General features: G+C 43.5%; 11 protein-coding genes. 6 read left to right on the top strand and 5 right to left on the bottom strand.

The features are described from left to right. Nucleotides 1-5: 5 nt before the first annotated feature. Both OA79_RS01430 and OA79_RS01425 read right to left on the bottom strand, forming a co-directional pair. Entirely contained in the window at nucleotides 6-1,760 is a 1,755-nt protein-coding gene (locus OA79_RS01430; RefSeq protein ID WP_063331429.1) for a hypothetical protein, read from the bottom strand. A gap of 206 nt (nucleotides 1,761-1,966) precedes the next feature. Beyond that, entirely contained in the window at nucleotides 1,967-2,206 is a 240-nt protein-coding gene (locus tag OA79_RS01425) for a DUF1127 domain-containing protein (RefSeq protein ID WP_063331428.1), read from the bottom strand. A gap of 116 nt (nucleotides 2,207-2,322) precedes the next feature. On the opposite strand from OA79_RS01425, the gene OA79_RS01420 reads away from it, so the two are divergent. Then, nucleotides 2,323-3,279 carry a LysR substrate-binding domain-containing protein gene (locus OA79_RS01420; RefSeq protein ID WP_063331427.1) on the top strand — a complete coding sequence of 319 codons (957 nt, stop codon included), beginning with the start codon at nucleotides 2,323-2,325 and terminating at the stop codon, nucleotides 3,277-3,279. A 168-nt stretch (nucleotides 3,280-3,447) separates the two neighbouring features. Then, complete coding sequence (gene pssA, locus OA79_RS01415) at nucleotides 3,448-4,785, top strand: CDP-diacylglycerol--serine O-phosphatidyltransferase (protein WP_156486196.1); 1,338 nt, start codon at nucleotides 3,448-3,450, stop codon at nucleotides 4,783-4,785. 86 nt (nucleotides 4,786-4,871) lie between these two features. Here the strand turns inward: pssA and OA79_RS01410 are convergent, their stop codons facing one another. Beyond that, nucleotides 4,872-6,143 carry an aromatic ring-hydroxylating oxygenase subunit alpha gene (locus OA79_RS01410; RefSeq protein WP_063331426.1) on the bottom strand — a complete coding sequence of 424 codons (1,272 nt, stop codon included), beginning with the start codon at nucleotides 6,141-6,143 and terminating at the stop codon, nucleotides 4,872-4,874. 257 nt (nucleotides 6,144-6,400) lie between these two features. Between OA79_RS01410 and OA79_RS01405 the strand changes: the two genes are divergently transcribed. Further along, nucleotides 6,401-7,522: a hybrid-cluster NAD(P)-dependent oxidoreductase gene (locus tag OA79_RS01405; RefSeq protein ID WP_156486195.1), complete on the top strand. Its 1,122-nt coding sequence runs from the start codon at nucleotides 6,401-6,403 to the stop codon at nucleotides 7,520-7,522. Between the two features lie 306 nt (nucleotides 7,523-7,828). Then, nucleotides 7,829-8,947: a GlxA family transcriptional regulator gene (locus tag OA79_RS01400; RefSeq protein ID WP_063331424.1), complete on the top strand. Its 1,119-nt coding sequence runs from the start codon at nucleotides 7,829-7,831 to the stop codon at nucleotides 8,945-8,947. 69 nt (nucleotides 8,948-9,016) lie between these two features. On the opposite strand, the gene OA79_RS01395 is transcribed toward OA79_RS01400, so the two are convergent. Together OA79_RS01395 and OA79_RS01390 are read right to left on the bottom strand one after the other, a co-directional pair. After that, nucleotides 9,017-10,438, bottom strand: a complete 1,422-nt coding sequence (locus OA79_RS01395) for an ArnT family glycosyltransferase (RefSeq protein ID WP_063331423.1) — start codon at nucleotides 10,436-10,438, stop codon at nucleotides 9,017-9,019. Continuing rightward, nucleotides 10,435-11,457, bottom strand: coding sequence for a glycosyltransferase family 2 protein (locus OA79_RS01390; protein ID WP_063331422.1), 1,023 nt, complete (start codon nucleotides 11,455-11,457; stop codon nucleotides 10,435-10,437). The genes OA79_RS01395 and OA79_RS01390 overlap by 4 nt, the downstream gene beginning before the upstream one ends. 131 nt (nucleotides 11,458-11,588) lie before the next feature. On the opposite strand from OA79_RS01390, the gene OA79_RS01385 reads away from it, so the two are divergent. Further along, entirely contained in the window at nucleotides 11,589-12,269 is a 681-nt protein-coding gene (locus OA79_RS01385) for a response regulator transcription factor (RefSeq protein WP_063331421.1), read from the top strand. After that, nucleotides 12,266-13,519: a sensor histidine kinase gene (locus OA79_RS01380; RefSeq protein ID WP_063331420.1), complete on the top strand. Its 1,254-nt coding sequence runs from the start codon at nucleotides 12,266-12,268 to the stop codon at nucleotides 13,517-13,519. The genes OA79_RS01385 and OA79_RS01380 overlap by 4 nt, the downstream gene beginning before the upstream one ends. The last annotated feature ends 125 nt before the right edge of the window (nucleotides 13,520-13,644 follow it).

Raw genomic sequence — 13,644 nt, 5'->3', positions numbered from 1 at the left:
CTAGATTAGCTTTGAGGAAGCTTTAAGCAGGTCTGAATGTCAGCAAGTGGAATACTAGGTGTAATGACAGCACCGAAGATATCTTTTACTTTGAGGCTAACACTGTTCTTTTGGTCAAAGTCACTGTTCGTCTTAATGTCTTGGTCGGTTGTCGTAAAAGGAATGTCTTGATTCGCGTCACTAAAGGTAATGTCGGTGATTTGTGGGAGTTTATCCTCACGACCTTCTTTAGGGTTAAGCACAAGTTGGTAGCTGGTGTTGTCGGTATTAGGATGACAGCTAAGTGTAACATCCCCATCGGCCAGTTTGGAACGTACCAAATAGGGTAAATTTTGAACGTTGACCGTGTCATTGACGTCATAATTGACAATGAAATCTCCCTTACCTTGAGTAAAGGCGGTGCCCTCTGGTGAAGCCGTTACTGTGTAGCAGCTTCCTTGCTTTGATGAACTTACTTTTTTATAAAGGAAGGTTTGATTATTATCTGTTGGTCTTGAAGCCAGATTAATAATGGTGACATTCTCTGGATGATGTAAGCACAAACCGCTGGTTTTAGTCTCTTCACTTGCCTCGATAAAGTGGATGTTATTTTGACTCATTTCGGAAGTCAGTTGAACAACCGCTTGTTTTGTCACATCCGTTAAGCTTTTTTGCGCATCATTTATGCCTTTCAAAATAGAATCGATATTGTCTTGGTTGAGTGAATATGGATTTTTTAATAGCTTTTCAACTTCTTCTGCCGTTGGGTAGAGTTTCTTTCTGAAAGACCATTGTGATGCATCGCCGCCTTTCACAATGTTTAGTCTGAGCCAAGTTTTATCTTTGTAGAGTCCTTTCGGTTTTTTTTGATCATCTACTTCAGTAATGCCATCCTTGGTGACGATTAATTTCTCGTCGTTAAAGTCCTTGAGACTCGAGTGGTCGGGGGTATCAACAAAAGCTCTGTTTAATGTGGTTGGTATCAACATAAAGAGATCTGGAAGGAGTCCAGGGAGGTTAGACCAATCTTTACTAAAATAGTCATAACATGTCATCACAGCGCATCCTTCTTGTTTGACCATAATGACTTCGCCATCTTTTAGCGGCACAACATTAGAATGATGGCTAGACGTGTATTTACTGTTCCCTGCAACAAAGTCAATATCCATCTCCATGACTAAATCGTTTTCGTTTGCGAGTAATAAGGTGTTTGCAATTTCTTTCGCGAGTTTGATTTCACCAAGTGTAATGGGATTGGATAAAGAGAAGCTTTCGGCGGTGGCGGCAATGAATTCCAGCATGGCCGAGCTTCCATCGTTTTCATCCAAGTCATATTCATAGACTTTAATGTTCATGCTCAGCAGGTCACTTTCCATTTTTTTCGGACCATATAATGCCTTATTGAGAAAAGGCGCTTTGATACCATCGGCCAATTTTTCGTATGGCCCTAAAATTTTGGTAGTGATGTCTGAATCTGTTTCTCCGGTAACGGCTTCGGTGAATTCGACGACAAAAATCACCTCATTCACTCCCCACCAGTCGGCTAAGTATTTCAAATAGGCATCCGTAAGATAAATAGCATATACATCATTTCCATCAGTAGAGCCGTCGGCTTCGGTTTTAAAAATGGTATTACCATCTTTTATAAGATTTGCAGTGGAAATGAGGGGCTCTTTCAGGGTGCCATCTGGCTCAACTGAACGAACGCTAACGGTGCCTGTAGGATTACTGGAACACGCAATCAGCACAAAACTGACGAGCAATAAAATGAAGGCCTTCATTGTTATTTCCTTGTCTGTAATTGGATTACTTAGAGGGAGGTTTTTTTAAAGTTAGTATCTTTTGGTTAAAAAATAAACAAAAAAATAAGTTTGAGAGTGGTGTTAGTGCTTCTAGTTTGACTAAATGGGTTTCTGAGCGGCTTACCTAAACATGGAAAGATCCGACCCGATGCCGCAGGGTCGGATAATGATGCGTTGCAATAAGATTATTTCCATAAAGGTTTGTGTACTTCTTGGTAAACATCGCTTGAGGTTAAGCCCAAGTCTTTCAGTTGCGAGTCATCCAGTCGATTCAACTGACGACGGGTTCTCCAGTTATGATGCATTTTAGCGATCAGTATTCGCCAGTTTTTACTGTTTAGTCTGGCTAATGCATTGTGCTGTTTTTCAACGATCGTTGAGCAAACGTTTACCAGTTCGGATGATTGATTGGAATGCGTTTTCATTGTGATCTCCTGATGTGTTTTTGTCATTTGGTGATTGAATAATGATCAATTTAGTGTGTGGCGACAAACGAGAAAAAAGCGTCTATGATTAAGAAAAACTTAACCATGGTGCTGTTATGTCCAGATCAAGAGGCTTACCGCCTTTAAAATCTATGCAGGCGTTTCGTTATGCCGCCGAAGTTTTGAGTTTTAAAGCCGCGGCGGATCAGTTATTTGTCACCCAAGCGGCGGTGAGTCAGCAGATCAAAACCCTAGAACAACACCTTGGCGTGGCTTTATTTGAGCGACATACTCGACAAGTGGCGTTGACATCGGAAGGTCGATACCTCTTTGATTATATAGAGAAGGCGTTTCGATTGATGGAAGAGGGGGTAAGAGGAATATCAGAAGACGCAAATCCAAATACCTTGGTGATCAGCGTGGTTCCGTCTTTTTCCAGTCGATGGCTGGTGCCACGATTAGGACTGTTTCAGCAACAGGCAGCGGATATTAATTTACGTCTAAGCCCGAGTATTGGACTATCTGACTTTGCTAATAGTGATTTAGATCTCTGCGTTCGTTTAGGGCATGGACAGTATGAAGGGTTGCAGTCTGAACTGTTATTTGAAGAATTTTTAATCCCGGTTTGTCACCCAGACCTGTTTCATGAAAAAGAGCCGATTGAGCAACAGTTAAGTCACATTCCTATCATCACAGATACTGGGCCGGATATGGACCATGTGTGGCCAAAGTTACAAACCTTCTTGAAAATGTATGATATGCCTTTGAAGTCTCACCTTCACGTTGCCGACTCCACCTCCTTGGTGGAGGCTTTGCTGTCCCGACAAGGGCTCGCCATGATGCGTTTTAGTTTGGTCTATGAATTGCTTCAGAAAAAGCTGCTCATTTGTCCTTTGCCTGTTTATATGAAATCTAAATACGATTTTTATTTGGTCGCCCCAGCACCGCATTTTCGGTATGACAAGGTTCAGAGCTTTCGCCGCTGGATCAAAGGGGAGGTTAAGCGCATTGATGAATCTTGGTTAACCTATCTTGAGGCACATCAGAGCTTCAGAGAAATCAAGATGAGCTGATGATTGGTAAGCTTGAATTTAAATGTAAACTTTTGTAATCTCGTAAGGAATTCAAGTTTATTTAGATTCAGTGCGCTTTAATTTTAATTATCTTGGCGCTTTACGAGCAAAAGCTAAGCCGTTTTGTTACAGTTCACTGTTTTTTTATTAAGGTCGCATTTAATTATCATGCCACAAGCCTCTTTGTTTGTTTCTTTACCCGCTTTTTCTGTTCATCCAGACAATTTTAATATCCTTCATTCTGCTGTTGAGTATCGTAAGTACCTTTTAGAGGCTATCCGAACGGCGAAGTCGAGAATTTTCCTGGTGGCACTTTATTTGGAAAATGATGAGGCTGGGCGTGAGATTTTGACGGCGGCGTATGAGGCTAAGCAGCGTAGTCCAGACTTAGATATTGTGATCTGTGTTGATTGGCATCGTGCGCAACGAGGGTTAATTGGTGCCGAAGCATGCGAGGGCAATGCGGCGATGTATCAAGAATTTGCTCAGAAATACAAAGAGCAAATTGCCATTTATGGGGTGCCGGTTCGTCATCGAGAAGTATTTGGTGTGTTGCATTTAAAAGGCTTCATTATCGATGATACGGTGATTTACAGTGGCGCGAGTTTGAATAATGTCTATTTGCATCGTCATGATAAATATCGATTTGACCGTTATCATGTCATTGAGAATCAAAAACTGGCAGACAGCATGGTCAGTTTTATCGAGCAAGTCATGATAGGTCACATCGCGGTAAAAGATTTTACCAAAGGTGAGTGGCCAACGACGAAGAAGTTGAAACCCTTAATCAAGCAATACCGAATGTCATTGTCGGAAGCGTCTTATCCATTAGAAAGTGAGTTGATTGACGAACACCATGTTGGCATTACTCCGCTGGTGGGCATTGGTAAAAAAGACAATCAATTAAATCAATGCATTGTCGAAATGATTGCCGAGGCAAAGCATGAGTTGTACCTCTGTACCCCTTATTTCAATTTACCTAAAGTGGTTTTGAGAGAGGTGAAACGAGCCATTAAACGTGGTGTGAAAACGCATATCATTGTGGGTGATAAGGTCGCAAACGATTTTTATATTCCACAAGATCAGACGTTTAAAGCCATTGGTGGCTTGCCTTATTTGTACGAAATTATTTTACGTAAATTTGCGCGTGCGAATCGCAAATACCTCGCTTCCGGCGATTTATCCATTTATTTATGGCGTCATGAGGCTAATAGCTTTCATCTGAAAGGTTTGTGGGTGGATCGAAATAAAGCCTTGTTGACCGGCAATAATGTTAATCCAAGGGCCTGGGCATTAGATTTAGAAAATGGTTTATTGGTTCAAGATAATCATCAGCTTCTTGAAGAGAAGTTTCTGGCTGAATTTGGCAACATATTTGATCACACGAAAACCGTTTCTAATTACCTTCAGCTTGATACGCGTCGTGATTATCCAGTGGCCATTCAGAAGCTACTGAAACGTGTGTTTCGAGTAAAAGCAGATCGCTTGTTAAAACGTATTTTGTAAGCCTATTTTGGGCATTTCATGACACATTAAAAAAGCGAGCAGAGTGCTCGCTTTTTTAATGCTTTACTGTTGGCCTTATTGGGATATTACACCGTTAGGTTCTTTTGCATTGTATGGGCGTACCAGTTAAGGAAATTGATCACACCAAACTCGTAGGTTTCAGAGTAAGGACCTGGTTGATAGCCAATGGAATTAATCCCTTGTTGGTTACGTTCACCGAGAACTTTGTCTTGTTCGTTAGTCGCATCCCACACTTTGCGCAAATTATCAGGGTCATAATCTACCCCTTCAACTGCGTTTTTATGTACAAACCACTTGGTTGTCACTAAGGTTTCTTGCGCAGAGATTGGCAGCACTCTGAACACAATAAAGTGATCCGATTGCATGTGGTTCCAAGAATTCGGTAGATGCAGAATGCGCATGGAACCAAGTGAGCGGTTTTGGATTCGCCCTAATAATTTAGCGGAGGCCGTTGTGCCGTCAATGGTCATAACATGTGTGCCTTTTTTAAGAGGCATACGCACAATGCGGTTCCGTTGCACTGTGCCAAAACTTTGGTGTTCATGTGGGATGCCTTCGGCGTCCCATTGAGCCGATTGTTCTGCATAATGATCAAGAAATTCTTGTGAAGCTCGAGGATCTTCGGTGTCATCCCATTCTAATAAGGTGTTTAACAACTCTGGGTGACTGGCAGAGCAGTGGTAGCATTCTCGGTTGTTTTCGAGCACCAGTTTCCAATTGGCTTTTTCATACATGGTGGACTCGACAGCAAGCTTGGTGTTTTCGACATCGTAGGGTTCCATATAGCGTTCCAGTGTCGCTAGATAGTCATCGAAACCATCATCTGGTGCCTCTTCCGCTAAACAGATAAAAATGAAACCGCCAGCGTTTTTGCAGTGGGTTGATTTCAAACCATGTTCTTTTAACTGAAAATCTTTGTTCATTTCGGTGCCAGCAAACAACAGGTTGCCTTTTAAGTCGTAAGTCCACTGATGATAAGGACAAACGAGGTTGGCAACCTTGCCCCTGTGTTCAGTGCAAATGATGGAACCACGGTGTCTACAGGTGTTGTGAAAAGCGTTCACCTTGCCTTCGGCGTCTCGAACAATGAGTACCGGGTTCTGGCCAATTTCAACCGTAAAATAATCCCCTTTTTTTGGGATTTCGCTGGTCATGCCAACAAACAACCATTCTTTTTGAAAAATTTCTTCCATGTCGATGCGAAACATATGTGGATCATTATAAAGCGGCGCCTCTAACGAATAATGAGTTGGGCGAGACGTTAGTAGATCGCGCATGGCGGTTTTGGCATCGGCTACACTAGCATGACGAATATTGAGTAAATCTTGTTGATTCATCTTTCTGGACCTTACTGACAAAAAGATTGATGGAGTTAGGTGGCATTAATGTCGCCATATTGTCTTAAATAGTGGATGTGAAAATGCCCAATCACGACACAGGTTGGCATTTAAATCGACGCTCAACCGTCGATGAATCATGCGCTTGGCTGCCATGAGCAAGTTATTGTCGTTCAGGGTTAAATTGACTTTGAGCATAGCCACCAAAATGGCTCGAAATGGTGATAACGACTTCTTTACTTTGAAGGACAGATGCGATGACAGACATGAACAATGCTCCAGCCGATTACTTTGCTCCCGTTAATACTCAAACTTGGGTAAATGGTCGCCATAATGTACGTTGTGTGAAGGTGATCCATGAAACATGGGACGTGAAGACCTTCTGTTTTATGGCACAACAACCGGTCATGTTTTTCTTCAAACCTGGTCAATTTGTCACTTTAGAGTTGGAAATCGACAATAAACAAGTGATGCGTTCTTATACCATCTCCAGTTCTCCATCCGTGCCTTACAGTTTTTCCATCACGATTAAAAGAGTGCCTGGCGGTGAAGTGTCCAACTGGCTGCATGACAATATGAAGGTGGGTGTCGAGCTCGCAGTGCATGGTCCTGTTGGGCAGTTTAACTGTATTGATTTTCCAGCTGAGAAAGTGCTCTTGTTATCTGGTGGTGTGGGCATTACACCGCTGATGTCCATGGCGCGTTGGTGGTTTGATACCAATGCAGAAGTGGACATGACGTTCATTCACAGTGCACGTTCCCCGAGGGATGTCATTTTTTCTCGTGAGTTGGATCACATGGCGGCACGTTTGGATAACTTTGGTTTGTATCTGATTGTGGAGCGGATGGAAAACGGTTTGCCTTGGCAGGGCTATCGTGGTTATTTGGATGCGTCTAAATTAGACATGATTTCCCCGGATTTTATGGAGCGAGAAATTTTCTGCTGTGGCCCTGCGCCTTATATGCGAGCCGTGAAAAACCTTCTGAAAGAAAGAGGGTTTGATATGTCTCATTACCATGAAGAGTCATTTGGTTCGACTCCTGTGGATGTGGTGGAGGATGCCATTGAGTTAGCTGAAGTCGCGCAGGCTGAAGCGGATGCTGTTAGTCAGGCCGATCTGTTGAGAGTGGAGTTTGAAGGCAGTGGCAAGAGTATCCAAGTTGCCGCAGGTGAAACCTTACATAATGCCGCGGCCAAACTGGATTTAATGATTCCAAAAGCGTGTGGCATGGGGATATGTGGAACGTGTAAGGTAATGATAAAAGAGGGCCAAACCCAGATGGATCATAATGGTGGTATCACCGATGAAGATGTTGACGCTGGCTATGTTTTATCTTGCTGTACCGTCCCGAAATCGGATGTGATTATCGAGTACTAAAAGCCAGTAGAAAATAAATTTGGCACAAGCGTGTTCATTTTTGTTAAATAAGCGTTCAATAAAAGAGCAAACTTGGTCTATATTAGTGCAATGAGGTATTTCTTAGGGTTCGAATAAAGCCCATTGAAACACGTTATGAACACTGTGGAAGGTCGCACAAGTCCAATGGCTACTTGGCATCTTCCTCAAACATGACAAAGTCTTAGCAATTGCTTTTGTGTTTCCTTTAAAAATAAAAAGCGCCACCTCAAACATGGTCTGTATTTTGCTGTGTAGTAGGGAAAGTGCATAGATGAGGGCATTAATATGGTAATGGCAACACGCTCTAGCGCAACCACCACGCTTGGCTCGAAAAAAACCACCAAAGTGGGCTTTTTGCTACTGGATCATTTTACAATGATTGCATTGGCTTCTTCCATTGAGCCATTACGCATGGCCAATCAATTATCGGCGGACACGCTTTATAATTGGAGTCTTATCTCCGAGGACGGTCAGCCCGTTACCGCCAGTGATGGTTTAAGTCTATCACCGGATCTGTCCATTTATGACACGGCCGATTTTGACTTAATTATAGTGGCGGGCGGTGTCGACATCACCCGAGCCTATACGGCTAAGCAAGCTTCCTGGCTATCAAAGCAAGCTCGCAAAGGCGTGACCATAGGTGGCATCTGCACTGGGGCCTACTTGCTGGCGTATGCTGGCTTGCTAGACGGCTATCAATGCAGTGTGCATTGGGAGTGTTTGACGGCACTGCAAGAAATTTTTCCTAAGGTGAAATGCAATAATCGACTCTTCTCTCTGGATCGTGATCGGATTACGTCCTCTGGTGGTACCGCGTCTATGGATATGTTGTTAACCATGATTGCGAAGCAGCATGGGCCGCGTTTATCCAGCGCTATTTCAGACATGTTTATTTGTGAGCGGATTCGTCATGAGTCAGATCAACAGCGTATGCCGATGCGTCAGTTCAATACGGGCGGTGCTGGTGCGACCAAGTTGGTGGATGTGATTGAGTTGATGGAGAACAACTTGGAGGAGCCAATAGAGTTGGACGAGTTGGCGACGTTTGTTGATGTCTCTCGCCGTCAAATTGAGCGTATGTTTCATCGACACTTGGACTGCTCACCATCAAAATATTATTTGAAACTTAGATTAGAGCGAGCTCGAAAATTGCTCAAGCAATCGAATATGTCCATTGTCGAAATTTCCATGGCGTGTGGTTTTATCTCGACCCCGCATTTTAGTCGCTGCTATCGTAAACACATTGGTGTATCGCCGCGAGATGAGCGTAAGCAAGCATGGAGTAATCAAGTGCAAGGCGACTTTCAATTACCAAATAGTGGTGATGTGTTGAAGATGGCGCATGCTCAAGAGGCTCTGGATCACTCCCATGCTGAGCCCAGTTATGGTTCTGTTGTGATGTAAGGCATCATGCTTGTTTCCATGATTGGATTTGAAAAGAGCGTCATTATCTAGTGACGCTCTTTTTTATGTCTAGGATTGGCAAAAGAGTAACGTTTCCGCCTTAGATTGACCTCTTTCCTGACATGACCAATCTAGGTAGTCAGTATGGTCCTTTTTGGCTTGGATAATGAAAAACGTGTTTAGCTGATTTGGCAACCAAGTATGAATGTTCGCTGAGCGTTCTTTTGCATGACCAGCTGAGTAATATTGTCCTGAAAATGGGCGTTTATGAAGATAGAATAAATCGCTATGTTGCGCTTCCTCTTGTGCTTGCCATTGTGTGAGCAGATCACGTTCAGATTTTACCTTGACCCATTGGAAATGTAGCGCACTCACTAAGCCAATTAATAGCAAAGGGGTGACGAAACCAAGTTGATAAAGTCTGAAGGGGAGCGGTCGTTGCAGGTGTAACTGCGTCAGCAATAAGGCCATTGCTGGTAAGGCGGGCATAACATAACTGGCCAGAATATTACCGGAAAAGCTAAACAGCAGCATGGGAGCAAGCATCCACAGGAGCAGAAAACTCGTCATACCATTTTCGCTTTGCTCAACATCACGATTTTCTTTGAGGTTACGAAGCCATTGCCAAATAAGTATCGGACTCCAAGGAAGCATGGCTAAGAAAGCGTAAAGCCAGATGGTACCGCGCGTTCTTTCGTGAGCTGAACCATACAAATCGCCCTGCCAACCACTGACAATAAAACGCTTAATGTGTTCGCCAACAATAAAATAATTTAAGAAACCGGGCGTTCGATGTTCAGCAATGAGATACCAAGGTAACGCAATGGCGATGAATAACATGCTGCCATAACCCCAAGGTAGACGTTGCCAAAGCTGTTTCCATCGACCATTCGGCAGTAACCAAAGGGTAAGGCTAATGCCGACAAGTACGATGGCTAGTGGACCTTTTGAGAGCATGCCAAGTGCTAAGCCAACGAAGAACAGATAGCCCCAGATTTTGTGTTTTCCATTCCAAGCCTGCCAGAAGCTGACCATACTAAGGCTGATCGAAAACGTTAGGGCGGTGTCTGTCATAACGGCACCGCTTAATAGAATGAAGGAGGATGTTGAAGCTAAAATGGCGGCGCAGAGTAAGCCAAGTGCTTTGCTTTTATACTCATCGCGAGCAAATTGATAAAGCAACGTGATAATGCCAACACCGACCAGCAAGTGTGGTATTCGTGCGCCGAACTCATTTACCCCAAATACAGTAAATCCTAAACTGCTTAACCAAGTGAAGAGAGGCGGTTTCCCCCAAAATGGAATCCCATAATCAAACATAGGGGTCACCCAGTTTCCGGTTTCGAACATGATGCGGGCCATTTCCCCATACCTGGCTTCGGTGGTATCCATCAAAGGGTAAAGGGCTAAAGAAGCAAAGCGCAGACCGACGCAAAGGGCCAGAAGCCATATCAGAGTCTTATTAAGAATGGAATGAGTAGGTTTTATCATTTTGTTGTTTCCGATTGGGCAAAAGTAGGTGCTGAGGTGGTTTCTTCCATTAGGACATACAAAGGGCGTTGCTTGGATTCGATAAAGAGGCGACCGACATATTCCCCTAAAACGCCAATCGATAGGAGTTGAATGCCGCCTAAAAATAAGATGATCAAAACGGTTGAAGGATAACCAACTACCGGCTCGCCCCATACTAAGGTTTTGGTCAGCACGACCATGGCCATGACAAAGGTAAAAAACGATGTAGTCAGTCCTGCTAGGGTCGCCCAACGTAACGGTTTCGTACTGAAAGAGGTAATGCCTTCTAAGGCAAGGTGGACGAGTTTTGGGTAATTCCATTTTGTTTCGCCAGCCAGTCTTGGGTCCCGATCAAAGGTCATGACTTGGCGGGTAAAACCAGGCCAAGCTAATAGGCCTTTCATAAAGCGAGTTCGTTCAGGCAGGGTGTTGATGACCTCGACTACCTTCTGGTCCATAAGTCGAAAGTCTCCCACATTTTCTGTGATGGGGGAGTCGCTGATATACGACATAAAGCGATAGAAGCAATGGGCGGTTGTGCGTTTTAGCCAATTTTCACCGTGTCTTTCTCGACGCTGCATTTCGACGACTTGAGCGCCTTGTTGCCAAGCGTCAACCATATCGGGAATGTATTCGGGTGGATCCTGAAGGTCGGCATCCAATAATATCACGCATTGTCCCAAGGCCGCTTTTAATCCCGCGCTTAACGCTGCTTCCTTGCCGAAGTTTCGACTGAGTCTTAAGCTGCGGATGCTGTGCGTTGGGTGTTGGAATTGGCTGACCAATTGCCAGCTAGAATCTTGGCTACCATCATCCACATAGACGATTTCACAAGATTGATTGAGAGCGGATAAAGCATTGCAAACTCGCAGGTGGCATTGTTCTAAGACATCTCGCTCGTTTAAAAAAGGGATGATGACGCTGACGAAAGGCGCTTGTTTTTCTGCTTTCTCATCGGCTTTTGCTTGCACAAAGTGCTGATAGGCAACCGCACTCATGGTGTTTCCTCTGTTAAATTCATAATGCGGTCATACTAGTGAGTGCTTTGTCGCAAAAAGATGATTCACTTTTTTTTCATTTCTTTGTGTCACAATAGTGTTAAATGAGATGAGGTCAGAAATAAAATTGTATGAAGTTACTGTTGGTGGAAGACCATAAAGACATTGCGGGTGTTATTTTTGACTATTTCGAACTCAAAGGTGACGAGTTGGATTATGCCAATAATGGACAGCATGGATTTAATTTAGCGGTCGCAGAGTCGTACGATGTCATTATATTGGATGTTATGTTGCCAAAAATGGACGGCTTAACTGTATGTAAATCGTTGCGCGAGCAGGGGGTAGATACCCCTGTTTTGATGTTGACGGCTCGAGATACGAAAGAGGATATTTTAGCGGGCTTCGAAAGTTTAGCAGACGACTACCTAGTGAAGCCCTTTGATTTGGACATTCTGGACTCTCGAATTCAAGCTTTAGTTCGGCGCCAAAAAGGCAAAGTGGCAAATCGTGAATTGCAATTCGGGCACTTAAAACTCGATATGAATACGCGTATTTTGCAGCGGGAAGGGAGTCGTTATGCATTAAACCCATCTCAGTACACTATTTTAAGGCTGCTTATGCAAAAGGCGCCTGATGTGGTGAGTAAAAATGAAATCTCGGATGCCCTATGGGGGGATGAAGAGCCAGACAGTAAAGTATTAAGAAGTCATATTTATCAGTTGCGCAGCTTAATTGACCGACCGTTTGAGCATGCCTATTTACAGACTGTGTCGAAAGTGGGCTACCGACTTGTTGCGGAAGTCCAAGAATGAAACGTATTAAAACCGCTAAACAGTTAACCTTTACTTATTTCTCCATTGTCGCGTTTGCCATCATTGCCTTTCATTTTTCCATGTTTCAATCAGTGATTGAAAATGTGGAAATGATCTACGCTGAAAATCGTATGTTGAAAGATAAAAATACCGCCGTAGAGCGTTTGCAAGGCACACAATTAACACATGTTTCTATTCCTCCTTTTTCAGAGGTGTATGTGGGTGAGGAGAACTTGCCCTTGGGCGTCGTTCTTGACCCTAATATGACCGATGATTTGACCTATGAGCTGGATGAGGCGTCAGATACGGATTTGGAAGTCTTTTCGATGCGTTCACAGGTGACCATCAATGGGCAGCCAAAAACCTTATATGTTATCCACTACGATGAAATTTATGAGATCAGTGAAGCACAGATGTTTCAGACTCAAAGCACTCAGCTGATGCTTTCTTTGCTTTTGTTGGTTGTCAGTTTATGGGTTGTGATGCAAATTTCCATGCGCTTAACCAAACCACTGTCCCAGCTGTCTCAATTTTTAACGGCAAGGCGTCCAAGTGATTTGTCTCCGATTGCTTTACCCGAAGGGGCGGCGACACGTGAGGTTCATTTGCTGGTGGCTTGTTTCAATGATTATCAACAGCAAATTCAAGGATTGATTGAGCGTGAACGAGCGTTTAATCGTTATGCAAGTCATGAGTTACGAACCCCTCTGATGGTGATGAAAGGGGCGGTTACCTTGCTTGGAAAAACGGACTCTCCTGAGTTTATTCAGCGCCAGCAAGTCAGGATGCGTCAAGCTTGTCAGGAAATGGAAGACTATATTTCAACCTTATTGTCTTTGACCCGAGAAGAGGATCTTTCCAGTATTCCTAAACGTCAAGTGACAATGGAAGAACTGGAACGCATCAAGCAAGCGCACATGGTGTATTTGGTGGATGATCAAGTGTCGGTGCAGATTCAGATGCAGAATGGCTTAGAGACCAAGATGCCCGAGCCTATTTTTCATATTTTGTTGGGCAATCTGCTTAAAAATGCCATGGCATCCACCGAAAAAGGACGAATAGATATCCAAGTGGTAGGCAAGCAAATTGAGGTGATTGACACGGGCTGCGGTTTGAAGGGGAAACCGGGTGGTGAAAGTTATGGCTTAGGTTTAATGATTGTGCGCGACATTTGTGTGAAATACGCTTGTGAATTTAGTCTACAAGATAATGCTAAGAAAGGGTGCGTTGCCAGTGTGTTCTTTCCTTAGTTTTATTCAAAAAATCGATTGATTGGATTTATTTTTAGCATAATTCAATCGATTTTTTTGATGTTATTATGGCGTCATATTATCCATTGTTCTTGAGGGTGAATGCCTTTAAAGAATGAATGAAA

It is taken from the genome of Marinomonas sp. TW1 (assembly GCF_001625355.1).
Classification (GTDB): Bacteria; Pseudomonadota; Gammaproteobacteria; order Pseudomonadales; family Marinomonadaceae; genus Marinomonas.
Note: the sequence above shows the minus strand (reverse complement) of the source record. Positions and strands in the feature narration are given on the sequence as shown.

Excerpts from the sequence above, each read along its gene's own strand:
- OA79_RS01430 (WP_063331429.1), bottom strand. The coding sequence starts at position 1,760 with ATGAAGGCCTTCATTTTATTGCTCGTCAGTTTTGTGCTGATTGCGTGT.
- OA79_RS01425 (WP_063331428.1), bottom strand. The coding sequence starts at position 2,206 with ATGAAAACGCATTCCAATCAATCATCCGAACTGGTAAACGTTTGCTCA.
- OA79_RS01420 (WP_063331427.1), top strand. The coding sequence starts at position 2,323 with ATGTCCAGATCAAGAGGCTTACCGCCTTTAAAATCTATGCAGGCGTTT.
- pssA (WP_156486196.1), top strand. The coding sequence starts at position 3,448 with ATGCCACAAGCCTCTTTGTTTGTTTCTTTACCCGCTTTTTCTGTTCAT.
- OA79_RS01410 (WP_063331426.1), bottom strand. The coding sequence starts at position 6,143 with ATGAATCAACAAGATTTACTCAATATTCGTCATGCTAGTGTAGCCGAT.
- OA79_RS01405 (WP_156486195.1), top strand. The coding sequence starts at position 6,401 with ATGACAGACATGAACAATGCTCCAGCCGATTACTTTGCTCCCGTTAAT.
- OA79_RS01400 (WP_063331424.1), top strand. The coding sequence starts at position 7,829 with ATGGTAATGGCAACACGCTCTAGCGCAACCACCACGCTTGGCTCGAAA.
- OA79_RS01395 (WP_063331423.1), bottom strand. The coding sequence starts at position 10,438 with ATGATAAAACCTACTCATTCCATTCTTAATAAGACTCTGATATGGCTT.
- OA79_RS01390 (WP_063331422.1), bottom strand. The coding sequence starts at position 11,457 with ATGAGTGCGGTTGCCTATCAGCACTTTGTGCAAGCAAAAGCCGATGAG.
- OA79_RS01385 (WP_063331421.1), top strand. The coding sequence starts at position 11,589 with ATGAAGTTACTGTTGGTGGAAGACCATAAAGACATTGCGGGTGTTATT.
- OA79_RS01380 (WP_063331420.1), top strand. The coding sequence starts at position 12,266 with ATGAAACGTATTAAAACCGCTAAACAGTTAACCTTTACTTATTTCTCC.